The following is a 20,458-nucleotide window of genomic DNA, read 5'->3' on the forward strand; positions in this document are numbered from 1 at the left end:
AGCCGCGCGTCGTCGTCCAGGCGGGCCGTGTCCTCGCGCGTGCCGCGCTGCGGGCCGCACCACCCCGCCTTCCCGACCCCGTGACAGTCAGCCCCAGGGCCGCGGGCAGGGCGATGCCCTTCCCGCTCCTGCTTTCCGAAAGGCATGGGCCTTTCGAGAAAAGCAGAGCAGGAAGGTCCGCCCATCGGCGGAAAGGGGAAAGGACCTCGCCGCCCGTCGCAAAGGAGGCCACACATGGCTGACTATCGCTTGGGATCCTCCCCTCTCGTTCATACCCCCGGCCTGATCGCATGGGCGTTGAATGGCTATCATTTCGAGGAAGATCGTCCGCAGCTGCTGGACGTGATCGCCGCGACCTATCCCGGTGTCCCGCGTGAGGCACTGGAACAGCTGCTGCTGCGCAAGATCGACTATCGCGTCGAGGGCGAAACCGTCGTGTTCGCCGTCGAGCGCCCCGTTCAGGCGGGCGCATGATGGCCAGCTTTGATGTTTACCAGCATGTCACCGACCAGATCATGGCCAGCATCGAGGCTGGCACCCCGGTTTGGCGAAAGCCATGGACCGGCGATCAAGGAGGTATCCCCTTCCCTCGCCGCAGCACCGGCGAGTTTTATCGCGGCATCAACATCCTGATGCTCTGGGCACTGGCGGCTGAACATGGCTATCGCAGCGCCCATTGGTTCACCTATCGGCAGGCGCAGGAGGCCGGCGCGCAGGTCCGCAAGGGCGAGACATCCGCCACGGTCGTCAAATACGGCACCTTTGAACAAGAGGATGCCGAGACCGGCGAAGAAAAAACCTTCGGCTATGCCAAAGCCTATCGCGTTTTCAATGCCGATCAGATCGACGGCTTGCCCGAAGAATTTCAGGGCAAGCCCGCCGAGGCGCCTCGCGAGTTTGGCACCGAGACCGACCCGGCGCTTGAAGCCTTCTTTGATGCCACCGGCATTGAACGCCGCAGCAGCGACCGACCGGAAGCCTTCTATGATGTGGCGGGCGATTTCATCCACATGCCGCCGGTCGGGACCTTTCATGATGCCGCCGGATTTTATTCCACGCTCGCCCATGAGAGCTGCCACGGCACGGGCGCGGCGCATCGGCTGGACCGGTTCAGCCGCTTCAACGGGCGGGCGGATCGGGCCTTCGAGGAACTGGTGGCCGAGATCGGCGGTGCCATGGTCTGCGCACAGATCGGGGTGACACCGGAGTTCGGGCAGACGGCGGCCTATGTGGAAAGCTGGTTGCGAGCATTGAAGTCCGAGAAGCGGTTCATCTTCAAGGCCGCGACCGAGGCGCAGAAAGCCGCCGACTGGCTGATGCGCACCGCCCCCGCCGAAATCCCCGAAACCAGCAACAGGGCCGCCACCTAGGCGGCCCCATGGGAGAGCAATCATGCCCATCCTTGCCCGATATTCCCGCCTCAAGGTTCTGATCTCATCCGGCGGCGGCGCCGTGATCCGGGCGGCCGTCATGAGGATCAATCTTTGCGCCCGGTTCGATCCGGCCCGGCGCGGTGACCGCCATGACGATGGTCGCGCCAGGCTCCATCACCACCACCATGGGCGCGACCTGCCGGCGCGGATCCGGCCCTGAGGGTCAGCTCATGGCCGGCCCCGATCCAACGCGCCTGGAACGCAGGCAGGCCCTGTTCGATGCCATCGCGGCCTGCAACCGCGCCGATGCGGAATTCATCCTGTCGGGGATTCTGGCCGAGATGGGCGCGGGCCCGCCGCTGCCCGCTCTGAGGGCCATCGAGGAGGAGGCGGAAGCCTGGGCAGCCTTTGCGACATTGCCGGAACTGACGGCCTATTTCTTCGCCAGCGGCGCGCGCCTGAGCGCGCGCCGGCTTGGCGCACGGGGACGCATGCGCCTCATGCGCCGCCTCCTCGGTGAAATGACGAATGAGGAACGGGTGGAACTGCTGCGCTGAAGACTGCGGCACTGTTCATCCCTGCCCCGCCTCGAGCGGTGTCTTTTGGGCGGCGAGACTTATCCCCAGTTTCTGTGGATGATTCCGGGGATGAATTTTCCGATGCGTTCTCGACCTTTCGGAAGCACCTGGGGTTGACTGGTTGCTAGGGATCCAATGCGCTTCACGTCGCGCTCCCGCTGCAGTCCAGGTTGCGATCGGGCGGGCTTCGCGATCGCCGATAAAGGCGGCTTCTCTGGAACCGACACCCATGACCTTTTTGTCTCTCGCTCCTCGGTTTCGTCGAGATCAATTCCAGACTGATCCGCGCCGCCGGAGATGTTTGTGATGGCCAGGTTGCCGGATGTCATGGCGCTGTCGATCGCGCAGGCTCGCCGTGCCGGGGGCGTTGCTGAGGTAGTCAGGGCCAGTCGTCTATCCGGTCAGGTCAGCTCGGCCTCGTCCAGCAATGCAAGGGATCCGTCGGGCAGGGGCCGTTGAAGCTCCGAAGCGGGAGCCCCGTTCATCCAGGCCGTCCAGTCGTCGGGCTGGGTCAGGATCACCGGCATTGCCTTGGGATGGATCGCCCGGACCTCGGCATTCGGTTCGCAAGTCAGGAAGGCATAGAGATCATCCGTGGTCTCGCCGTCCTTCACCTTGCGGACGGAGGTCCAGTCGCGGATCTCGATGCCGGCAAAGAACATTGGCTGGTTGTTCGTGGCGGCAAACCACTGGTTGCCCTTCCCCTTGCCGCGGGGCTCGGCGAAGGCGCTCAGCGGGACCAGGCAGCGATTGTCCCGACCGAGCCAGCGGCGCCAATGCGGCGATCCAAGATTGCGGATATTGGTCACGCCGGGGTCGCGTTCCGTCTTCAGGGCGAATTTCGGCGAGGGCAGACCCCACCGCGCTGTGACCAGCTCGAACCCGTCGCCATCATGCCGGACGATCGCACCGGGCTGGTCGGGATAGACCCGGCCCGGCTGCAGATTTCCGGCACGGTCCGTCACGCCGGGGAAGAGCCGGCGCATCATTTCCTGCGTGGTGCCGTTGTTATACAGATTGCAGATCGTCAGACCCTTTCATCGCGCCAGATCCATTTGACAACCTGCCTGACCGGCCTGCGAACGGTCAAGCCTGCCGCCAGCTCTTGGGCGCTCGGCAAGTGCCAGTGGATCGACATATAGTCGATCGTCCGGCACTGGCCGCAGCCCCAGGGCGGCACATGCGCTTCGTGAAACGGGTCATCGATGACCTTCGCCAGATCCTCGGCCCAATAGTTCACCGTCCGGCCGCAGCGATCGCAGCGCATCACCATGAGCATATGGTCGCGGGCACAGTCGCGGATCGAGCGGTTGGCGAATCTGTTGGTTGAGGGTATCGACGGCATGGCTGGAACATAATGGGAACATACGCCCGCCGACAAGCTGTCCGAATGTCGGCCCGAGGTGGCAGGCACAAGGCTGTGACCAGCGATGGTGCCGTCGGCGATCGAGAGGCCCGCTGCCCGGCGCGCTATCGATCGCGCAATCGCCGTAAGACTGGAGCAGGAACGGGGCAGCCGTGATGCATAATTGTAGCCGGAGGTGACAAACCGGCTTCTCGCGCCGACACGGCATCGGGAGCACAGTTGGGACGTCCAGAGCCAATCAATCGGCACCAACGCATTGCGAATGTCACCACCAGCGCCGTGTCGACATTGGGTCTTGCGCAGGGGCTTTTCTGATCCACCCCGTCTGGAAGGGCCTGAAGATGCGCAAGAGTGTTTCCCGTCCGGCGAAGTGCCGCTGGCGGGAACTGGGCGGAAGGAAAGGCGGTGGCCGCGACGGGCTCTGATAGGAGCAGCGATGCGGGCCACCGCCTGATTCTCAGCAAATATCGAACCGATGTTCAGGTCGGCGCTGCAATGCGCGTCTCCTGGCCCTGGGCCGTCGCCGGGGCAACCGGATCAGGGGGTGGCTTTCGCCGATCTCTACCGACGGATCTGCAGTTGACAGCAGGCCCTCCGCGAACGAAACCTTGCGCGCACATCCCGGCTTCGTAACTCAGAACGCCTTCATTCCTGATCGCGTTCTGCCGAGCCCGGGCCCATGATCTCCTGCCGTTCGTCATCACTCAGACCATCCATCAATCTCCGGATCATGCGCATCCGGCCCTGCGGCCCGAGCGGGTACCGCGCCAGCTTCTGTCCTGCGGCCAGGAAGACAGCGCGCAGCTCCTCGAAGGTCGCGGCATGGGCCCAGAACTCTGCATCGCTCATGGCGTCAAGGAAGGGCGGCATGGGCGCCCCGGTCTGCCATTCCTCCAGGATGACCGACAGAATCTGCTCGGCATCGTCAGGATGGCAGGCATGGATCGCATCGATCAGGTCCGCCACACGCGACAGGCGCAGTCCCGGGCTCATCTCTTCGCAATCCCGTCCAGCAGCATCGGCCATTTTCCTCTCCACCGGTAAGGGGCACTCCGCAATGGGGACAGCCCCGAAAACATTCGTTTTCGGGGTCTGGCCGTCGCCGAGACTGAGGGTAGCTGGGGCAAGGGCAATCGATGGAAGTGGTGCGGCCCGCAGCCGCGTCAGCGGCGAGGACCCGGTTCTGTCGATTGCCCTTGCTGCGGCGAGGGGCAACGCCCCTTCCACTCTCCTGTCCGATCATCCTGCGCCGCAGGCGCACGATCCTCTGTCATGGCCTGGGTCTGTCATGGTTCCGGTTCCATCCGTATCGATGCTGGCCGAAGGGCAGGGGCCTCTGTGCCGTTTTTGGGAGGACTGGCAGCAGTGCCAGCCGACCGGGAACGCCAGCCTTTCCTACAGGCCTTGTGTGACGGCCCGGATGGTAACAGCGCGATCGGCAATCGACTGACGGGCTTCCCACGGCAAGTTGCAGATCACCCCAGGGTTCATCCGGTCACAGGCGACGGCGCCAGGTTGGCGCCTGCAGCGGTGCCGGCCTGCCGGCGCTGTTTTTCAGCGAAGCAAACGGACCCCATGTGCCGCACCGAGCATCCCTGTGATCGCCGCGTGTCATGTCGCCTCCGGCGTCAACTCTGGGTTGTTTTCAGGGCGATCCTGGGTTACCCTGGCACATAGGGGGAAGTGGCAGGAAATGCCGAATGTTTACAGACCATCCGATTGCCATTGCCGGGAGGGCTCTGATGGCGCGTAGATCGCTGACGAGAGAGCAGAAGGCGGAGACGATCCGCCAGGTGAAGGCGGGCGGGGCTGTTTCGACGGTGGCCGATGCTGTCGGGGCTGAACGGGACGCGATCAAGACGGAAAAGGCCCTCAAGCTGCGTCAGTCCGAGGCCACTACGACCTATGGCAGCGCCGTGGCGGTGCGCCTGTCCCCGGAGGAAGTGCAGCAGCTGGACCGGCTGAAGGACGTGCTCGGCACGGACAGCAGGTCGGACGTGTTGCGCAGCCTGCTGCGGTCGAGCGTCGGGATGCTGGAATTTCCGCCCGAACAGGCGGCGGAGCTGCAGGCGATCAAGCATGAGCTGCACAAGATCGGGGTGAACATCAACCAGATCGCCTTCGCTGCGAACACACGGAAGATCAAGCTGGCGAAGGGCGAGATGCGGGCCCTGGACGATCTGCGGCTGACCATGCCGAGGGTGCGGACTTTCCTTCAGGCGGTGGTTGCCGAGCAGCGCCGGCGCGGGGTGCGGCTGTTCAAGGCCTTTGTTGAGGGTGAGGCATGACCTCCGTCGGGCTGGCCGAGGCGCTGATCGGCGAGATCGAGTTTCCGATCTGGCAGGGCGGGGCGGCGCTGCTGGCGCGCCAGCAGGCCGAGGTTGCGCGCGCGTTCGACCGGTTCATGACGCCGAGGCCGAAGGTTTCCGGGCGGGCGGCGGGTCTGTGGCGCGTCGCCCAGGGCTCGAATGCGGTGGTGCTGAAGAAGATCCACAATGGTGGCACCCATACCGGCAAGCAGCTTGGCAATCAGCTGGATTACCTGTTTTCCAAGGCGGCGGCGGTCTTCGGCAACATGGCCGATCTGGATCCGTCCGAGCGGACGCTGGACGGCGATCAGCGCAGGGCCATCGTCGATCAGTGGTCGGATGAATGGACCGGTGATCCGAAGAACGGCCAGACCACGCATCTCTTGGTCTCCTTCCCCGTCGATGTCAGCGCCGAGCGCGCCCGTCCGGTGGTGGAGGAATGGTGCATGGAGCTGTTCCAGTCCGGGCTGCATTCGGACGGTGAGGAATGGGCCTATGTCGCGGCCCTGCATACCGATCGGGTCAACAAGCATGTCCATGTCGTGGTGAACAACCGGGGCCTGGAGCATGGCGACTGGTTCTTCATGGCGAAGGACCATGTCTTCAACCTGGACTTCATGAAGGAGCGGCTGGTCGAGATCGCCGGCGAGCACGGGTTGTTTCTGGACAAGAGCAGCCGTCTGGATCGCGGCATCCTGACCTATGGGCCGACGCGCGCCGAGATCGAGCGGGCGGCGCGCGAGGGCAGGGCGCCGATCGAGAACCGCCGGCAGGGCAGGGCGCTCAGCGATGCGCTCGACCAGATCCAGCGCAATATCGAGGTGCTGCGCAGTCTCGCCGTCCTGGCGACACTCATCAGCGATGAGGACCTGGCCAAAAAAATCGAAGCCGCGGCCAGGTTGCTGGAGCAGGGCGGCATCATCCATCACCGCAATCAGGAGATCGTCATGGACCTCGATACCATCCGCAACCGCGGCGATCTGGCCACTGCCTTCGGGACCTGGCTGGACGAGAGCGAGAGGGACATTTCGCGCCTGCCCGTGCAGGAGCGGCGTGAATTGCGTGAAGAGCTTTACGGCATCGCCTCGGAGATCGTACGCGATCTGGGCGACAATCGCGGCGCGCAGCTGATGCACCATGCCCCGCGCATGCCGGTCTATCAGGCGCAGATGGACGGGGATCGCATCGCTGTCCAGGACAAGCAGAAGGTCATCGGGCCGGATGGCACGCAGGAGATGGCCGCGCAGATCGGCGCAGCCGCAGAGAAGGCTGGGATCAATCCGAGCGTGATCCATTCCCGGATGGAGACCGGGGCCGCGAATGCCTGGCAGGAGCGCGCGTGGATCAAGGCCGATATCCTGGCTGTAGCCGACGCGAAGAAGATCGATCTCGCTTCCGAGGACGGGCGGGGCAGGGCGGCCGATCTGGTCGATACCTTCTATGCGGCGGCGGCGCGTGTCATTTCCCGCGCGGTACCGATCGAGCAGGAGGTATCGAGCGACAAGCTCACCCGCACGCTGTCCGCCATGGCCGAGGCGCATGCCCAGCATGGCAAGGTCGAGTTCCAGAATGACGAGCACGCGGCGCGTTTCGGCGCCGATTTCCGTGACCGCTATGGCGCGCCTGTCCTGGCGCGGATCGCGGCGGGTGACACCAATGCCCTGGCCGTCGATTTCCCGGACGCCGCGCAGCGGCGGGCGATCGCGCGGGCCGTGGTGGCGGCGGGCGAAGCCCATCAGTCGGTCGGCATGACCCTCGCCCAATCCCGGCAGGCCAAGGAGAAGATGGCCGAGCAGGAGGCCGGTGAGCAGCATCGCTCCCGCGGCAAGGATCACGGGCACGAGTTGTAGTCGCATCACCGATTGAACCGCCGGGCAGCAAGATATACATTACTGGTTATGTGTATCATTCAAGGCGGGGCCAAACATATGCAGATCGCGAAATGGGGCAATTCTCTGGCCGTCCGCCTGCCTGCGCGGATGGTCCAGGAGCTCGGGCTGAAGGCAGGTGACGAGATCGAGATCACCGCGGCCGATGCCGGGCATTTTCAGGTTCATCGCCACCGCGATCCCGAAGAAATCCTGGCTCGCCTGCGCGAGTTTCGCGGATTGATGCCCAAGGGCTATCGGTTCGACCGGAACGAGGCGAATGCCAGGTAGGTTCTTCGACACGAACGTCCTGCTTTACCTGCTCTCTGAAGACCGTGCCAAGGCCGACATCGCCGAAGGGCTGCTGCGCGGCGGCGGAACCGTCAGTGTGCAGGTGTTGAACGAGATTGCGAATGTCACGCGGCGGAAGTTCAGGATGAGCTGGGCGCAGAGCGATGAATTTCTACTCATGCTCCGTGAGTTCGTGACCGTCGAGCCGCTGACCTATGAGACGCATGATCTGGGCATCGCCCTGGCGCGGAAGCACGCGCTGTCTGTCTATGACGCGATGATCGTCGCGGCCGGGCTGATGGCGGGATGCGACACCGTGCTTTCCGAGGACATGCAGGACGGGTTCAGGGTGGCCGACAGGATCACGATCAGGAATCCCTTCGCCGCATGAGCATGACCTGTGTCGACAACGATGGGTCGTTTGAAGGTAAGTTTTCTCGCGGGCTTCATGCAGATCGGGCGGAAAGCTGACCTTCGCTGCCACTGCTGCTTTCGATTCTGTGCACAAGCCGGGCTATCGGAAGCGACCATGGAGGCGATGAACGATACAAACTGATTCCCCACGCCCAAGATGATTGACAGCACGGTGGCTTGCGTCTGATGCGCCTCTGGCTCCGCCACTCGTCAACAGGACGCAAAGTCGCTTAACGTCAGCGCGCCTGACCGCCTCTGACAGCGACGATCGAGATTGCCACCCAAGTGGCAAGGCGAAGCCCCATGGCACCCATGGTCCGCGCTTCGTATGGTGTCCCGCTCCAGACCTTCCAGAGGAAGGTGGCGAAGACGGCTGCGGTTGCCAAGGCGATGACGATCGAAAGGCTGGTCGCCCAGCTTGCGCGATACCAAAGGCCAAGACCTGCGACGACATAGGCGAACCCGGCGAGGAAGTTGAACCACAGCACCAAGGGCACGACAGCGCCCATGTCGGCCCCCCCAAAGAGGGCGCGCCCGCCGGAGAAGATCGTCAAAAGCCCGAAAATGAAGGCAACTATGGCGGCAGCAGTGACAGAACGGGTGCGGGGTGACATGGCCTTCTCCTTTGTTCAGCTGTCCACGAGGCGACCATCGCGCAGGTGGATCAGGCGGTCGAAGCGGTCGAAGATCTTTTCGTCATGGGTGACGGCGATAATGCAGGCTTCCTGTTCGGTCGCGAGCTTGCGCAAGAGGTCCATAACAAGCTGCGCGCGCCCGCTGTCCAGGGCAGCGGTCGGCTCATCTGCAAGGATGATCCGTGGTCGGTTGGCCAGGGCGCGTGCTATGGCCACACGCTGCGCTTCTCCTCCCGACAGAAGTGCTGGCTTCACCGATGCGCGATGTCCGACTTCGAGGTAGTCAAGCAACTCACGCGCACGGGCGCGGCCCTTGGCGGCAGGCCAGCCGGCAAGGTCGAGCACGACGGAGACATTTTCTTCGGCGGTCAGGAAGGGCAAGAGGTTGTGCGCCTGAAAGATGAAGCCGATCTTGTCCAGTCGCAGCCGCCGCAGGTCGCTGCGCAGCCATTTGCCGTCAAACACCGGGTCACCGTCCAGTTCCACCTGGCCCGCTGACGGGGCAAGGATGCAGCCGATGATGTTGAGAAGCGTGGTTTTACCCGAGCCGGAAGGGCCCAGAAGTGCTATCACCTCGCCCGCGCGAACTTGCAGGTCGACGGCGCGCAGGGCGTCGACGCGGGTTTCGCCCGAGCCGTAGTGCTTTGCCACGCCCTGCACCGTTACCAGAACATCGCCCCGGGTCATGGCCTTAGCCTCCCAGAGCGGTGGCAGGGTCGACCTTCATCGCCGCGCGCACGCCAAGGCCCGATGCAACGATGCAGACCACAAGGATGATTCCAGTCAGCACCAGCGCGTTGAATGGCTCCAGCACCACGCGGCGGGGGAAGTTGTCCTTGACCAGCAGGATCAGCGCCAGCCCGATGCCAAGTCCAGATGCGCCAAGGATCAGGGCCTGCTGCACGATCAGCCCGATGATGGTGCGGTCCGGCGCGCCGATCAGCTTGAGCGTGGCGATCTGTTTCAGCTTCTCCATTGTCATCGTGTAGATGATGAGGGCGATCACCACCGCGCTGACTGACAGCAGGATCGCAAGGAACAGGCCGATCTGGCGCCGTGCCCTGTCCACGACCGAAGCAAGCAGCAGATTCTCTTGTTCGGCCTGGCTGAGGGCGGAAAGGTGCTTCCATTGCCGCACGGTCGCGGTCAGCAATGCGACATCCGCGCCCGGTTCCAGCACCGCGATCACGGCGGCCACGGTGGGCAGGCGGGCACCACCCGCGCCCCGTGCGGCCTGCACGCGCGCGGCGGCAGGGTCCAGTGCGGTCTGCAACGCAATGGCGTCGGCAAGGGTCACATAGACCGCCGGGTCCCCGCCCGAGTTCATCGCATTTTCCACCAGACCCACGACGGTAAACCGGTCGCGGCCAAGGCGGATCCGGTCGCCGATCACCAGCCCGGTCTTGCGGTCGGCGATCAATTCGAAATGGCTGCTACCAAATCCGCGCCCTTCGGCAATGCGCTGCGGTCCACCGGGACGGCCGGGTTCAAAGCCGATGACGTAAAGCCGCAAGGTCCGGCCCGCATGGGCGGCCTCGATGGTCTGGAAGGTGATGGCACCCGCCTCGGCCACGCCGGGCATGCGGGCGACGGCGTCCCGCGTGTCCGCAGGGATGCTTGAGGCCTCGGCAAACGGGCCTTGCGTGCCCGCCTCGACCACCCAGACATCGGCTGCGGGGGCCTTCACGACGGCCAACGCGTCGGCCACCAGCCCGTTGTAGATGCCGATCATCGCCAGCACGACCGTCATCAGTAGCCCAAGACCAAAGCAGGTCAGGACAAAGCGGAACAGACCGTGCCGGATGTCGCGGATGGCAAGGTTCATGGCGTATCCCCGATCCGGGCCAGCCGTCCCTCGTCCGCGCCCTGCGGCGGGTTCGCCACGATCTGCGCGCCTTCGGGCAGGCCGCCCGTCACCTCGATCCGGCCACGGTCATCGCGTGCGCCGAACGTCAACTCTGCGCGCACCAGCCGCCCGTCCTGCACCGTCCAGACTTGGCCCTGAAAACCATCAAAACCGGAAATCGCCACTTCGGGCACCATCAAGGCGCTGGCCCGTGTGCCAGTCAGAATGCGCACCTCGGCCTGTTCACCCAGAAACATTTCGGCCGGGCAATCGGCGCAGGTCAGCAAGACCCGGCGTTCTTCGTTCACCCGGTCGCTTTCAAGACCGATGCGGGCAATGGTGCCGTGAAATTCGCCAGCGGGCTGCGACCGCAGGCGAATGGTGCCGGGCTGGCCCAGGGCAAGCTGACCTGCGCGCTCTTCGTCGATGTAGGCCTGTATCCAGATGGTGGCGGGATCGATGAGGGTAAAGATCGGATCGCCCGCCCGGACCACGGCCCCCGTTTCAGCGTGGCGGGCAACGATGACTGCGTCAAAGGGCGCAAAAAGCCGGTGATGCGCCAGCAGTGTCTCTTCAAGTTGAAGGGCGGCGGCGGCGTCCACTGCCTGTGCGCGGATCACGTCGCGCTCGGCCTCGGCCACGGCCACGTCGGCCCGGGCCACATCCTCGTCTCGCTGGGCCTCTTCGGCGCGCTGAAGACTTGCGGCTTCCTGACGGCTCAGTTCCAGCAGACGCAGATTTGCTGTCTCACGCTGCGCCAGAATGGCCCTTGCGCGGACAACGGAAGCCTCTGCCTTGGCCTGGTTGGCATGGCTGGCCGCAACAGCGGCGTGGGCGCGGGCAACGCGCGCTTCCTGTTCGCCCTGGTGCAATGCGCCGAGGATTTGCCCCTTGGCAACGCGGTCGCCCGCGTCGGCCGAGAGGGAGAGAAGCGTGGCGCTGACTTCAAAGCCAACCCGCGTCAGCACCCGCGCCTCAACGGTGCCAAGGCCGTAGATGCGCAGGGCCACGTCAGGTTCAGGCTCCACGACCGTCACGGTCAGCGGCCGCTCTGTCATGAACAGAACGCCTGCCCCGATGGCCAATACTGCCACAGCCCCGATGTACCATGCCTTTTGCATCACTCAGCCCCCTCTCACTCCTAGCAGCCGAAGTTGGACAGCCAGAAGGCGCAGTCCTTCGTCGCGCAGGACGAAATCCCGCGCGCCCAGCGACCAACGGATCGCCAATCCCTGAATGAGGGACGTCAGAAGTACGGCCACATCCCCGGCAGCAACATCCTTGAGCAGAGCGTTGTCCCGTTGGCCTGCGATGACTTCTTGCATCAACAGTCCGTGCAGCGCAGCCAGACGATCCCGGAACGCTGCACGCAAGGCGGCGTTTTCGACGTTCAGTTCGCGCGAGAACAAGAGCATGGGCAACGCGGGGTGCGCCGTGATCTGGTCCAGTTGCGCACCAACCAACGCCTTCAGGCGTTCGACCGGCGGGTTGGCTTCTTTCAGTGCTTCGGCCCAGGCCGCCGTGAGCAGGCCCGCTACATGATCGGCAACAGCCACCCACATCTCGGCCTTGGTCGGAAAATGCCGGAAGATGGCAGCCTGTGTTACCCCGACTTCTGCCGCGACGGCGCCTGTCGTCACCCGGTCCGGTCCGATCCGGTCGGCAAGATCAAGGATCACCGCGACGATCTGGGCCTTGCGAAGGTCTGCCGATTTGCGCATGGGGTTTCCTGAAATAGTAAGTGAGTGAATACTAACTAAAGCATGCGCAAGAGTCAATCCGACTGTGGAAAAGCTTGCAGAGATCAGCGGACCAAACTTAGGCCGAAGCGCGAGGGGGTGACCGCACGGGAAAGCGCGACGTGGAAAGGATCGCGCCCGCCCCATCAAGGGTGAACCTGCAGGCCCGGCCAGCATGACGAAACGTCAGCCGCCAGCGCCCCGCATCTTCGCCCTCCCCCGCTTCGCAAAGTGAGGTGAGAGTGCCCTCGCGCATCGCAAGGCGCACATCGTCCTCGGTCATCCTGAAGGCTTCAGCCAGGAGGACAGCCGGAATGACGAAGCCCTCACCATCGCGTTCGATCCGGTTCACGGCTGACCCACCAAGCCAAGTGGACTTTGCGGTGCCAGCGCGATATCGGCCAGGGTCGACCGGTTCAGATCGTCCAGAAACGCCACTTCCGCCGACCTGAGACGGGGCTTCAGGCCGCATCGCCCGTCGATCGAACAGGTTCCTGTCCCGGCCCCAAAGCACTCGACCAGCGGCTGACCTTCCTCAAGCAGGCACACGATGTCGCCCAGACGGATATCTGCCGCCGGTCGCGCAAGCACGGCACCACCACCGCCACCACGCCGGGTGTCGATGAACCCGGCGCGAGACAGATGCTGCATGATCTTGGCCAGATGGTTGCGTGACAGCCCAAGATCCTCGGCCAGCTCAGAGGTGGAAAACGCCCGTGCGGGATCGCCCGCCATGCGCATCAACATCCGAAGGCCGAAGTCGGTGAACGAGGTCAGGCGCATGCCGGTGAGCATCCTTGAATTGGTATTTACAATACCTATTAGCAGGTCTATTCCAAACCGCAAGACGGAGACTCAGATGGAAACGGTCGCTCCACTAGAAAATTCCATTTCAGCACGCCCGGGGATGACGGCCGCGCTGATGGCGGAAACCGGGCTGGATGAGGCGGTGCTGCGCAAGCTTGTGCACCGCTTTTACAGCAGGGTCCGCGCCGATCAGATGCTGGGACCGATCTTTGCCACAAGGATCACCGACTGGACCCCGCATCTGGAACGTATGGTCGCATTCTGGTCATCGGTCGCGCTGATGACTGGTCAGTATCATGGCCGCCCGGTGCCAGCGCACACTCCCCTGCCCATCGACGCCGCACATTTCGACCGGTGGCTGGCGCTGTTCCGCGCCACGGCAGAGGAGACCTGCACTCCGGCAGGCGCGGCCCATGTGATGGAGCGCGCCGAACGGATAGCCCATTCCCTGCATATCGCGGTTGTATCCGCCCAAGGTTGCCCGGCCGCGCCACCCAAGCTGTTCTGATGACAGGAGCATCACGATGACAACCGTCCCGATCAACGACGCCGCAGCCCTGACCCACTATATCGAGACGCGCTATCACGCGCGCCATCGCGAGCAGTTGCCGATGCTGGCTGCCATGGCCGAGCGGGTCGAGGATGTGCATTTCGGCGATGACGGTGTGCCAGATGGCCTCTCGGTACTTTTGCAGCAGATGATTGGCGAGATGGAAATCCACATGAAGAAGGAAGAGCTGATCCTCTTTCCCGCCATCCGCCGCGGCGGGATGCCGGGAATCGAGGCGCCGATTGCGGTGATGCGGGCGGATCACGCCGGGCATGACCGCGAAGTGGCCGAGATCCGGCGCCGGACTGGCAACCTGACCCTGCCCGACGGGGCCTGCGGCACCTGGACGCGGCTCTATGAAGGTCTGGCCGACTTCATCGACGACCTGACCGAACATATGCGGCTGGAAAACGAGGTGCTGTTTCCGCCGTTCGAACCCGCCGGGCGTGCCGATGCCTGATCCGGTCCGCTATGCCTCGCCACCCTGTCTGGCTGCCGAGATCGCGCCCGACTACTTTGACCCGCTGGCAACAAACCCCGAACAGGCCCGCGACGTGGCGCGCTGGCGACGGGCCGAACGAATCCGCCTGCGGGCTGAACGGGACGCGCTTTCTGTGGTTAACCGGCAGGCCGCAGGTGCCGCATTGGCGCAGCAGCTTCGGCAGGTCCTGTCGGACAGGTTCGACGGCGCGGCGGGGATGGTCCTGTCTGCTTATTGGCCGATCAAGGGTGAACCCGATCTGCGCGGACTGATGGCCGAACAGCACGAGGCAGGCGTCATCATCGCGCTGCCGGTGGTGGAAGTGCGGGCCAGCCCGCTGGTCTTTCGTCGCTGGCATCCCGGGTTGCACATGATCCGGGGGAACTGGAACATACCCGTGCCCCCACCCGAGGCTGACCGACTTGCACCCGATGTGGCGCTGGCACCCGTCGTCGGGTGGGACAGCGCCGGGTTCCGGCTGGGCTATGGCGGCGGGTATTTCGACCGCACCCTGGCCAGGCTGGCGCCACGACCATTTACCATCGGGATCGGATTGCAGGCGGCGCAGCTGTCCACCATCTTTCCCCAGCCTCACGACATTCCGCTGGATGTCATCCTGACCGAAGCGGGCGTTCAGTTTCAGCGCGAGGACCCATGACCAGCTCTGCCGAACAGATGCGCGCCTGGCGTGGGCCGGCCCTCCTGACCTACGGGTTTCGCCCCTTCTTTTTCGGCGCTGGCGTCTGGGCCGCTCTGGCGATGGCCCTGTGGGTGCCGATGCTGTCGGGGCATCTGACCCTGCCGACCGCCTTTGACCCGGTGTCCTGGCATGCGCACGAATTTCTGTTCGGTTATGTGGCTGCCGTCATCGCGGGGTTCTTGCTGACAGCGGTTCCGAACTGGACCGGCAGGTTGCCGATAGTCGGCTGGCCGCTCGGTGCCCTGTTCACGCTGTGGCTGATCGGGCGGTTGGCGGTTGCGGCATCGCTTTACCTGCCGCCCATTGCCGTGGCGCTGGCCGACCTTGCGATGCCGGTTGCGCTTGCCGCCGTGATCGGGCGCGAGATCGTGGCGGGCAGGAACTGGCGCAACCTGATCGTGCTGGCAATGCTGGGCGTGCTGACCCTTGGCAACGGCATCTTCCATCTCGAGGCCGCGCGTGGAGACTATGCCGCGCAAGGCTACGGTCTGAAGATCGGGCTTGGCGCGATGGTCATGATGATTGCGGTGATCGGGGGGCGGATCGTTCCGTCCTTCACGCGCAACTGGCTGGTCAAGCGCGGGCCGGGGCGGCTGCCCGTGCCGCCGATGCAAAGGTTCGACAAGGCAGCGCTTCTGACCCTGCTGACCGCTCTTCTGGCCTGGGTCGTCTTGCCAGATCACCTGGTGACCGGCGCGCTGCTGCTGACGGCGGGGACGCTGCACGCCGTCCGGTTGGCGCGCTGGGCTGGGGACCGGACGCTGGCCGAACCCTTGGTCGCGGTCTTGCACCTTGGCTATGCTTTCCTGCCGCTCGGCGCCCTGGCACTGGGTGCAGAGATCCTTGCCCCCGGCCTGATTGGCATGGCGGCAGCGCAGCACCTTTGGATGGGCGGTGCGGCTGGACTGATGACGCTGGCCGTGATGACCCGGGCCACGCTTGGCCACACCGGACAGACCCTGACCGCCGGGCCCGGTACGGTCCTTGTCTATGCGGCGCTGGTCGTGGCGGTGCTGGCCCGGTTTGCCGCAGGGATCTGGCCGAACCAAGCGTCGGTCCTGCACATGGTTGCGGGCATGGCGTGGATCCTGTCTTTTGCGGGATTTGCGGTGCTTTATGGCCGCCTGCTTCTGCGCCTGCCTGCTGCAAAGCGCATCTGAGGAACGCCATGGACTGGCTGGAATTCACGGCAGCGTTTGCGGCGTTCTTCCTGACCCACTCGCTACCGCTGCGACCGGCCGTGCGCCCGCACCTTCAGCGGGCCCTCGGCCGACGCGGTTTCACGCTGGCCTATTCGGCACTGTCGCTTGCCGTCCTGGGCTGGTTGATCGCGGCCGCGGGCCGGGCGCCCTATGTGCCGCTGTGGACCTGGGCCCCCTGGCAGTATCTTGTCCCCCTTGTCGTCATGCTGCCGGTCTGCCTGATCCTGTCACTGGCCATCGCGCGCCCCAATCCGTTTTCCTTTGGCGGAGCCCGGAACGAGACGTTCGATCCGGCCCGTCCGGGGATCGTGCGCCTGAACCGCCATCCGCTGCTTCTCGCGCTGGCGCTGTGGGGGACGGTCCATGTCGTGCCGAACGGTGACCTTGCGCATGTGATCCTGTTCGGCACTTTCACCGGTTTCGCACTTCTTGGGCGACGCCTGATCGACCGTCGCAAACGGCGCGAGATGGGCAAGGATTGGGACGCTTTGGCCGCAAAGGTCAAAGGCGCGGCACCCCTGCCGTTGCCGCTGCTGCGCCTTGTGACGGGTTTGGCCCTTTATCTGCTGCTGATCGCCGCGCACCCGTTACTCTTCGGGGTCAGCCCCTTGCCGTGACCATCAGGTCGAATGGTCGTCGATTAAGGGATTGGGTCTTGCGAACCTCTCCAGATCGGCCTGATCGCCAATCGCAATGCGCGTGCCCTCGACCGTGACGCCGTATGGTTGCAACCCCTTGAAGGCGCGGCTCAGATTCTCGGGCGTCATGCCCAGCACGGAAGCCAGCCGCCGCTTTTCGAAATCCAGATCGAACGCGGCAGCCCCACCGGCGCGCTTTTGATAGCGCAGCAGATAGTTTGCCAGCCGTTCCAGCGAGGTCCGAAGCTTCAAGTCCTTCTGAGCCTTGATGACCGACCGATAGCACTGCGCCAGCTCTGTCACGATCGCGCGGGCAAAACTGCCGTCGACGTCGAAGACGGCCCGCACGTCCTGGCTGGGGATCAGGACGATCCGGCTTTTTTCCAGCGTTCTGGCCGACATCAGATAGGGCGCGTTCTTGATCGTTGCTGCCAGGATAAAGGTCGAAACGGGCCGCACGGTCGCAAGACTGGTGTCGCGGCCGTTCCAGGTCGAGAACAGATCGACCGAGCCGGACAGAACGACGTGCAGGAAGTCGCTGGGTTCGCCCTCGCTGATCAGTTCGATATGCGGGGGAAAGTTCTGCACATAGGCGCCGCGCATCAGCGCAAAGAAATTCTCATCGGTCATTCCTGAAAACAGGCCAAGTGCCCGAACTTCGGGGTAATGCTGTTCTGGCATGGCTGCACTCCCCTGTCGAACGACGCCAGCATCCATTCGGCGCTTGATATTTGTCAAGAGATGAATTGACCAGCGCAGAATTGTACTTGACCAAGCCTGCGCGCGCAGATGATAATTTACGATAACTCATTTATTTTTCAGCATATTTTGTGTGATTTGATCTAGATCAAACTCTTTGGGCCGCCTTGCCCGCAGGTCTGGTGCCAATCCCCGCCTCGGGGTGACCACGCCATTCCGCCGGAGGCCCCTGCCATGCAGTCCCACGCCACTGCCTCGCGCGCCGATCAGAACCGCGCTCTGGGCCTGAGCACCATAGCCTTCACCGCCTGTTTCGCGGTCTGGACGATCTTTTCCATCATCGGCGTCGCCATCAAGGGCGAGCTGGGCTTGAACGACACCCAGTTCGGCCTGCTGGTCGCCACGCCGATCCTGACAGGGTCACTGACCCGCATTTTCCTCGGCGTCTGGACCGAGAAATACGGCGGACGGCTAGTGTTCTCGGCGCAGATGATCCTTGCGGCTTTGGCCACCTGGGCGCTGACCTTCGCCGACAGCTACGTCATGTATCTGGTCGCAGCACTGGGCGTGGGTCTTGCCGGCGGGTCCTTCATCATCGGCGTGGCCTATGTCAGCCGCTGGTATGACGCGGGCCATCAGGGCACGGCCCTGGGCATCTTCGGCGCGGGCAATATCGGCGCGGCGGTGACCAAGTTCGTCGCCCCCTTCGTGATGGTCGCCTATGGCTGGCAGGGTGTGGCCAACACCTGGGCCGCGGCACTTGCCCTGATGGGCGTGATCTTCTTCGTCTTTGCCAAGGACGACCCCGCGCTGGTGGAGCGTCGCAAATCCGGTGCCAAGGCTCCTGGATTTGCCCAGCAGTTCGCGCCGCTGAAGAATCTGCAGGTGTGGCGTTTCTCGCTGTACTACTTCTTCGTCTTCGGTGCCTTCGTGGCGCTGGCGTTGTGGCTGCCGCACTATCTGATCGACGTCTACGGCGTCGATGTGCGCACGGCGGGTATGGCGGCCGCGTCCTTCAGCCTGTCGGCCAGCCTGTTCCGCGCTTATGGCGGGCACCTCTCGGACAAGTTCGGCGCGCGGTCGGTCATGTACTGGACCTTCGGCTTTTCCATGCTGTTCCTGTTCATGCTCTCCTATCCGCCAACGGATTACATCATCCAGGGCAAGGACGGCCCGATCGCCTTTTCGACCAGCATGGGCCTGTGGCCCTTCATCGCCACCCTGTTCGCGCTTGGCTTCTTCATGAGCCTCGGCAAGGCGGCGGTCTTCAAGCACATCCCGGTCTACTACCCCAACCATGTCGGCGCAGTCGGGGGTCTTGTCGGCATGATCGGCGGGCTTGGCGGCTTTGTTCTGCCCATCGCCTTCGGCGCGCTTCTGGACCTGACCGGCATCTACACCTCGTGCTTTGCCCTGCTGTTCGTGCTGGTCGCCCTGGCCCTGACCTGGATGCACCTGTCGGTCCGCGCGATGGAACGTGCCGCCCATGGCGAGGCCTTGGACAGCCTGCCGCAACTGCCGGAAATGCAGGCCATCCACCACCCGGACCGCACCACCATGCCCCGCGTGCTGGAGGATTGGCGTCCCGAAGAACCCGCGTTCTGGGCCGATAAGGGCCGCAGCATTGCCCGTCGCAACCTCTGGATCTCGATCCCGGCGCTGCTGCTGGCCTTCTCGGTCTGGATGGTCTGGTCGATGGTCGTAGCCAAGCTGCCGCTGATCGGCTTTGCCTTCACGCCCGAGCAACTGTTCTGGCTGGCGGCCCTGCCCGCCCTGTCAGGCGCGACACTGCGGATCTTCTACGGCTTCATGGTGCCGATCTTTGGCGGCAGGCTTTGGACGACGCTGTCCACCGCCTCACTGATGCTGCCTGCCATCGGGATCGGCTATGCGGTGCAGAACCCGGAGACCCCCTACTTCATCTTCCTGGTGCTGGCGCTGCTGTGCGGGCTTGGCGGGGCCAACTTTGCCTCCTCCATGGCCAACATCGGCTACTTCTTCCCCAAGGCCGAAAAGGGCAACGCCCTGGCGCTGAACGCAGGCCTTGGCAACCTTGGCGTCAGCGTCATGCAGTTCCTGGTGCCGCTGGTCATCTCCGTGGGCGTCTTCGGAGCGATGGGAGGGGCACCGCAAGCCCTGACCGAAGGTGGCGAGCTCTGGATGCAGAACGCAGGGTTCATCTGGGTGCCGTTCATCCTGATCTCGACCATCGCGGCATGGGTCGGGATGAATGACATCGCCGACGCCAAGGCCAGCTTTGCCCAGCAATCGGTGATCTTCGGACGCACCCACAACTGGCTGATGTGCGTCCTCTATATCGGCACCTTCGGCAGCTTCATCGGTTATTCGGCTGGCTTTCCGCTGCTGAGCCGGATCGCCTTTCCGGACATCAACGCCCTGCAATACGTCTTCCTCGGTCCCCTTGTCGGTGCGCTGTCCCGCGCGGGTACGGGCTGGGTGTCTGACAAGTTCGGCGGCGGGCGGGTCACCTTCTGGGTCTTCGTCGGCATGATCGCCTCGGTCCTTGGTGTGATCCTGTCGCTGCAGGCGGGCAGCTTTGCCGGGTTCTTCGCCGGGTTCATGGCGCTGTTCTTCTTCACCGGGGTCGGCAATGCGTCGACCTTCCAGATGATCCCGGTGATCATGGGCCGCGAAGTGCCGCGCCTGATGCCGCAGCTGGCCGGGGCAGACCGCGCCCGACAGATCGCGATGGAATCGGGCGGTATCGTCGCCTTCACCAGCGCCATCGGGGCCTATGGCGGGTTCTTCATCCCCAAGGCCTATGGCTCGTCCATCGCCATGACCGGCAGCCCGATCGGCGCGCTGTGGCTGTTCCTGGCCTTCTACGTCGTCTGCCTTGCCATCACCTGGGTCGTCTACACGCGCCCCGGCGGGCTTCTCCACGATATCGAGCGCGGCCGTGCCTCTTCGGGCGCCGCTGCCCATCCCGCAGAATAACGAA

At 64.1% G+C, this 20,458-nt stretch carries 26 protein-coding genes; 14 read left to right on the top strand and 12 right to left on the bottom strand.

The genetic code is table 11. From position 1 onward, the window contains the following. The first annotated feature begins 234 nt into the window (after positions 1-234). From CX676_RS20945 to CX676_RS20955, 4 genes are read left to right on the top strand one after another with little or no spacing between them, the layout of a single operon-like run. Positions 235-474 carry a hypothetical protein gene (locus CX676_RS20945; RefSeq protein ID WP_101754731.1) on the top strand — a complete coding sequence of 80 codons (240 nt, stop codon included), beginning with the start codon at positions 235-237 and terminating at the stop codon, positions 472-474. Continuing rightward, entirely contained in the window at positions 471-1,370 is a 900-nt protein-coding gene (locus CX676_RS20950; protein ID WP_101754732.1) for an ArdC family protein, read from the top strand. The genes CX676_RS20945 and CX676_RS20950 overlap by 4 nt, the downstream gene beginning before the upstream one ends. A gap of 22 nt (positions 1,371-1,392) precedes the next feature. Further along, on the top strand, positions 1,393-1,593 hold the full coding sequence (locus CX676_RS22670) for a hypothetical protein (protein WP_157936027.1): 201 nt from the start codon (positions 1,393-1,395) through the stop codon (positions 1,591-1,593). A 10-nt stretch (positions 1,594-1,603) separates the two neighbouring features. Continuing rightward, a complete protein-coding gene (locus CX676_RS20955; protein WP_157936028.1) occupies positions 1,604-1,930 on the top strand; it encodes a hypothetical protein in 327 nt (108 codons plus the stop codon). A gap of 59 nt (positions 1,931-1,989) precedes the next feature. On the opposite strand, the gene CX676_RS22675 is transcribed toward CX676_RS20955, so the two are convergent. From CX676_RS22675 to CX676_RS20970, 4 genes are all read right to left on the bottom strand, one after another. Next, the gene (locus CX676_RS22675; RefSeq protein WP_157936029.1) at positions 1,990-2,280 is read right to left on the bottom strand and encodes a hypothetical protein; all 291 of its coding nucleotides are present in this window, start codon (positions 2,278-2,280) and stop codon (positions 1,990-1,992) included. Between the two features lie 72 nt (positions 2,281-2,352). Then, positions 2,353-2,937 (bottom strand): SOS response-associated peptidase, encoded by a 585-nt coding sequence (locus CX676_RS20960; protein ID WP_232816725.1) that lies wholly within the window; start codon positions 2,935-2,937, stop codon positions 2,353-2,355. 41 nt (positions 2,938-2,978) lie between these two features. Then, positions 2,979-3,296, bottom strand: coding sequence for a hypothetical protein (locus CX676_RS20965; RefSeq protein WP_101754735.1), 318 nt, complete (start codon positions 3,294-3,296; stop codon positions 2,979-2,981). 666 nt (positions 3,297-3,962) lie between these two features. Then, on the bottom strand, positions 3,963-4,310 hold the full coding sequence (locus CX676_RS20970) for a hypothetical protein (protein ID WP_157936030.1): 348 nt from the start codon (positions 4,308-4,310) through the stop codon (positions 3,963-3,965). Between the two features lie 707 nt (positions 4,311-5,017). On the opposite strand from CX676_RS20970, the gene mobC reads away from it, so the two are divergent. From mobC to CX676_RS20990, 4 genes are all read left to right on the top strand, one after another. Next, positions 5,018-5,605 (top strand): plasmid mobilization relaxosome protein MobC, encoded by a 588-nt coding sequence (gene mobC, locus CX676_RS20975; RefSeq protein WP_157936031.1) that lies wholly within the window; start codon positions 5,018-5,020, stop codon positions 5,603-5,605. Continuing rightward, positions 5,602-7,476 (top strand): relaxase/mobilization nuclease domain-containing protein, encoded by a 1,875-nt coding sequence (locus CX676_RS20980; RefSeq protein WP_101754738.1) that lies wholly within the window; start codon positions 5,602-5,604, stop codon positions 7,474-7,476. Before mobC ends, CX676_RS20980 begins: the two co-directional genes overlap by 4 nt. A 78-nt stretch (positions 7,477-7,554) precedes the next feature. After that, positions 7,555-7,785 (top strand): AbrB/MazE/SpoVT family DNA-binding domain-containing protein, encoded by a 231-nt coding sequence (locus CX676_RS20985; RefSeq protein ID WP_101754739.1) that lies wholly within the window; start codon positions 7,555-7,557, stop codon positions 7,783-7,785. Further along, positions 7,775-8,176, top strand: coding sequence for a PIN domain-containing protein (locus tag CX676_RS20990; protein ID WP_101754740.1), 402 nt, complete (start codon positions 7,775-7,777; stop codon positions 8,174-8,176). The genes CX676_RS20985 and CX676_RS20990 overlap by 11 nt, the downstream gene beginning before the upstream one ends. Positions 8,177-8,435: 259 nt before the next feature. On the opposite strand, the gene CX676_RS20995 is transcribed toward CX676_RS20990, so the two are convergent. From CX676_RS20995 to CX676_RS21025, 7 genes are all read right to left on the bottom strand, one after another. Beyond that, positions 8,436-8,813, bottom strand: coding sequence for a hypothetical protein (locus tag CX676_RS20995; protein ID WP_101754741.1), 378 nt, complete (start codon positions 8,811-8,813; stop codon positions 8,436-8,438). Between the two features lie 15 nt (positions 8,814-8,828). Further along, entirely contained in the window at positions 8,829-9,521 is a 693-nt protein-coding gene (locus tag CX676_RS21000) for an ABC transporter ATP-binding protein (protein ID WP_101754742.1), read from the bottom strand. A 4-nt stretch (positions 9,522-9,525) separates the two neighbouring features. Continuing rightward, complete coding sequence (locus CX676_RS21005; protein WP_101754743.1) at positions 9,526-10,659, bottom strand: ABC transporter permease; 1,134 nt, start codon at positions 10,657-10,659, stop codon at positions 9,526-9,528. Then, positions 10,656-11,738 (bottom strand): efflux RND transporter periplasmic adaptor subunit, encoded by a 1,083-nt coding sequence (locus tag CX676_RS21010; protein WP_232816726.1) that lies wholly within the window; start codon positions 11,736-11,738, stop codon positions 10,656-10,658. The genes CX676_RS21005 and CX676_RS21010 overlap by 4 nt, the downstream gene beginning before the upstream one ends. A 66-nt stretch (positions 11,739-11,804) precedes the next feature. Continuing rightward, on the bottom strand, positions 11,805-12,401 hold the full coding sequence (locus CX676_RS21015) for a TetR/AcrR family transcriptional regulator (protein ID WP_101754745.1): 597 nt from the start codon (positions 12,399-12,401) through the stop codon (positions 11,805-11,807). A gap of 97 nt (positions 12,402-12,498) precedes the next feature. Then, positions 12,499-12,771: a DUF6522 family protein gene (locus CX676_RS21020; RefSeq protein ID WP_101754746.1), complete on the bottom strand. Its 273-nt coding sequence runs from the start codon at positions 12,769-12,771 to the stop codon at positions 12,499-12,501. Then, complete coding sequence (locus CX676_RS21025; protein WP_101754846.1) at positions 12,768-13,202, bottom strand: RrF2 family transcriptional regulator; 435 nt, start codon at positions 13,200-13,202, stop codon at positions 12,768-12,770. The genes CX676_RS21020 and CX676_RS21025 overlap by 4 nt, the downstream gene beginning before the upstream one ends. On the opposite strand from CX676_RS21025, the gene CX676_RS21030 reads away from it, so the two are divergent. From CX676_RS21030 to CX676_RS21050, 5 genes are read left to right on the top strand one after another with little or no spacing between them, the layout of a single operon-like run. Beyond that, positions 13,153-13,734: a group III truncated hemoglobin gene (locus tag CX676_RS21030; RefSeq protein ID WP_332872960.1), complete on the top strand. Its 582-nt coding sequence runs from the start codon at positions 13,153-13,155 to the stop codon at positions 13,732-13,734. The genes CX676_RS21025 and CX676_RS21030 overlap by 50 nt on opposite strands. Positions 13,735-13,750: 16 nt before the next feature. Further along, positions 13,751-14,236, top strand: a complete 486-nt coding sequence (locus CX676_RS21035; protein ID WP_101754748.1) for a hemerythrin domain-containing protein — start codon at positions 13,751-13,753, stop codon at positions 14,234-14,236. Continuing rightward, positions 14,229-14,915, top strand: coding sequence for a 5-formyltetrahydrofolate cyclo-ligase (locus CX676_RS21040; protein WP_101754749.1), 687 nt, complete (start codon positions 14,229-14,231; stop codon positions 14,913-14,915). Before CX676_RS21035 ends, CX676_RS21040 begins: the two co-directional genes overlap by 8 nt. After that, complete coding sequence (locus CX676_RS21045) at positions 14,912-16,117, top strand: NnrS family protein (protein ID WP_101754750.1); 1,206 nt, start codon at positions 14,912-14,914, stop codon at positions 16,115-16,117. Before CX676_RS21040 ends, CX676_RS21045 begins: the two co-directional genes overlap by 4 nt. A gap of 8 nt (positions 16,118-16,125) precedes the next feature. Next, positions 16,126-16,776 (top strand): NnrU family protein, encoded by a 651-nt coding sequence (locus CX676_RS21050; protein ID WP_101754751.1) that lies wholly within the window; start codon positions 16,126-16,128, stop codon positions 16,774-16,776. 3 nt (positions 16,777-16,779) lie between these two features. On the opposite strand, the gene CX676_RS21055 is transcribed toward CX676_RS21050, so the two are convergent. Beyond that, positions 16,780-17,478: a cyclic nucleotide-binding domain-containing protein gene (locus tag CX676_RS21055; RefSeq protein ID WP_101754752.1), complete on the bottom strand. Its 699-nt coding sequence runs from the start codon at positions 17,476-17,478 to the stop codon at positions 16,780-16,782. 252 nt (positions 17,479-17,730) lie between these two features. Here CX676_RS21055 and CX676_RS21060 point away from each other — a divergent pair, with 252 nt between their 5' ends. Beyond that, complete coding sequence (locus CX676_RS21060; RefSeq protein WP_101754753.1) at positions 17,731-20,454, top strand: nitrate/nitrite transporter; 2,724 nt, start codon at positions 17,731-17,733, stop codon at positions 20,452-20,454. The last annotated feature ends 4 nt before the right edge of the window (positions 20,455-20,458 follow it).

Origin of the sequence: Paracoccus zhejiangensis, from assembly GCF_002847445.1 — a bacterium.
Classification (GTDB): Bacteria; Pseudomonadota; Alphaproteobacteria; order Rhodobacterales; family Rhodobacteraceae; genus Paracoccus; species Paracoccus zhejiangensis.

Excerpts from the sequence above, each read along its gene's own strand:
- CX676_RS22670 (WP_157936027.1), top strand. The coding sequence starts at position 1,393 with ATGCCCATCCTTGCCCGATATTCCCGCCTCAAGGTTCTGATCTCATCC.
- CX676_RS20960 (WP_232816725.1), bottom strand. The coding sequence starts at position 2,937 with ATGCGCCGGCTCTTCCCCGGCGTGACGGACCGTGCCGGAAATCTGCAG.
- CX676_RS21000 (WP_101754742.1), bottom strand. The coding sequence starts at position 9,521 with ATGACCCGGGGCGATGTTCTGGTAACGGTGCAGGGCGTGGCAAAGCAC.
- CX676_RS21025 (WP_101754846.1), bottom strand. The coding sequence starts at position 13,202 with ATGCGCCTGACCTCGTTCACCGACTTCGGCCTTCGGATGTTGATGCGC.
- CX676_RS20945 (WP_101754731.1), top strand. The coding sequence starts at position 235 with ATGGCTGACTATCGCTTGGGATCCTCCCCTCTCGTTCATACCCCCGGC.
- CX676_RS21055 (WP_101754752.1), bottom strand. The coding sequence starts at position 17,478 with ATGCCAGAACAGCATTACCCCGAAGTTCGGGCACTTGGCCTGTTTTCA.
- CX676_RS21045 (WP_101754750.1), top strand. The coding sequence starts at position 14,912 with ATGACCAGCTCTGCCGAACAGATGCGCGCCTGGCGTGGGCCGGCCCTC.
- CX676_RS20970 (WP_157936030.1), bottom strand. The coding sequence starts at position 4,310 with ATGAGCCCGGGACTGCGCCTGTCGCGTGTGGCGGACCTGATCGATGCG.
- CX676_RS21030 (WP_332872960.1), top strand. The coding sequence starts at position 13,153 with ATGCGCATCAACATCCGAAGGCCGAAGTCGGTGAACGAGGTCAGGCGC.
- CX676_RS21060 (WP_101754753.1), top strand. The coding sequence starts at position 17,731 with ATGCAGTCCCACGCCACTGCCTCGCGCGCCGATCAGAACCGCGCTCTG.
- CX676_RS21015 (WP_101754745.1), bottom strand. The coding sequence starts at position 12,401 with ATGCGCAAATCGGCAGACCTTCGCAAGGCCCAGATCGTCGCGGTGATC.
- CX676_RS21010 (WP_232816726.1), bottom strand. The coding sequence starts at position 11,738 with ATGACAGAGCGGCCGCTGACCGTGACGGTCGTGGAGCCTGAACCTGAC.
- CX676_RS20990 (WP_101754740.1), top strand. The coding sequence starts at position 7,775 with ATGCCAGGTAGGTTCTTCGACACGAACGTCCTGCTTTACCTGCTCTCT.
- mobC (WP_157936031.1), top strand. The coding sequence starts at position 5,018 with ATGTTTACAGACCATCCGATTGCCATTGCCGGGAGGGCTCTGATGGCG.
- CX676_RS21005 (WP_101754743.1), bottom strand. The coding sequence starts at position 10,659 with ATGAACCTTGCCATCCGCGACATCCGGCACGGTCTGTTCCGCTTTGTC.
- CX676_RS20980 (WP_101754738.1), top strand. The coding sequence starts at position 5,602 with ATGACCTCCGTCGGGCTGGCCGAGGCGCTGATCGGCGAGATCGAGTTT.
- CX676_RS20985 (WP_101754739.1), top strand. The coding sequence starts at position 7,555 with ATGCAGATCGCGAAATGGGGCAATTCTCTGGCCGTCCGCCTGCCTGCG.
- CX676_RS20950 (WP_101754732.1), top strand. The coding sequence starts at position 471 with ATGATGGCCAGCTTTGATGTTTACCAGCATGTCACCGACCAGATCATG.
- CX676_RS20995 (WP_101754741.1), bottom strand. The coding sequence starts at position 8,813 with ATGTCACCCCGCACCCGTTCTGTCACTGCTGCCGCCATAGTTGCCTTC.
- CX676_RS22675 (WP_157936029.1), bottom strand. The coding sequence starts at position 2,280 with ATGACATCCGGCAACCTGGCCATCACAAACATCTCCGGCGGCGCGGAT.
- CX676_RS21050 (WP_101754751.1), top strand. The coding sequence starts at position 16,126 with ATGGACTGGCTGGAATTCACGGCAGCGTTTGCGGCGTTCTTCCTGACC.
- CX676_RS20955 (WP_157936028.1), top strand. The coding sequence starts at position 1,604 with ATGGCCGGCCCCGATCCAACGCGCCTGGAACGCAGGCAGGCCCTGTTC.
- CX676_RS21035 (WP_101754748.1), top strand. The coding sequence starts at position 13,751 with ATGACAACCGTCCCGATCAACGACGCCGCAGCCCTGACCCACTATATC.
- CX676_RS20965 (WP_101754735.1), bottom strand. The coding sequence starts at position 3,296 with ATGCCGTCGATACCCTCAACCAACAGATTCGCCAACCGCTCGATCCGC.
- CX676_RS21040 (WP_101754749.1), top strand. The coding sequence starts at position 14,229 with ATGCCTGATCCGGTCCGCTATGCCTCGCCACCCTGTCTGGCTGCCGAG.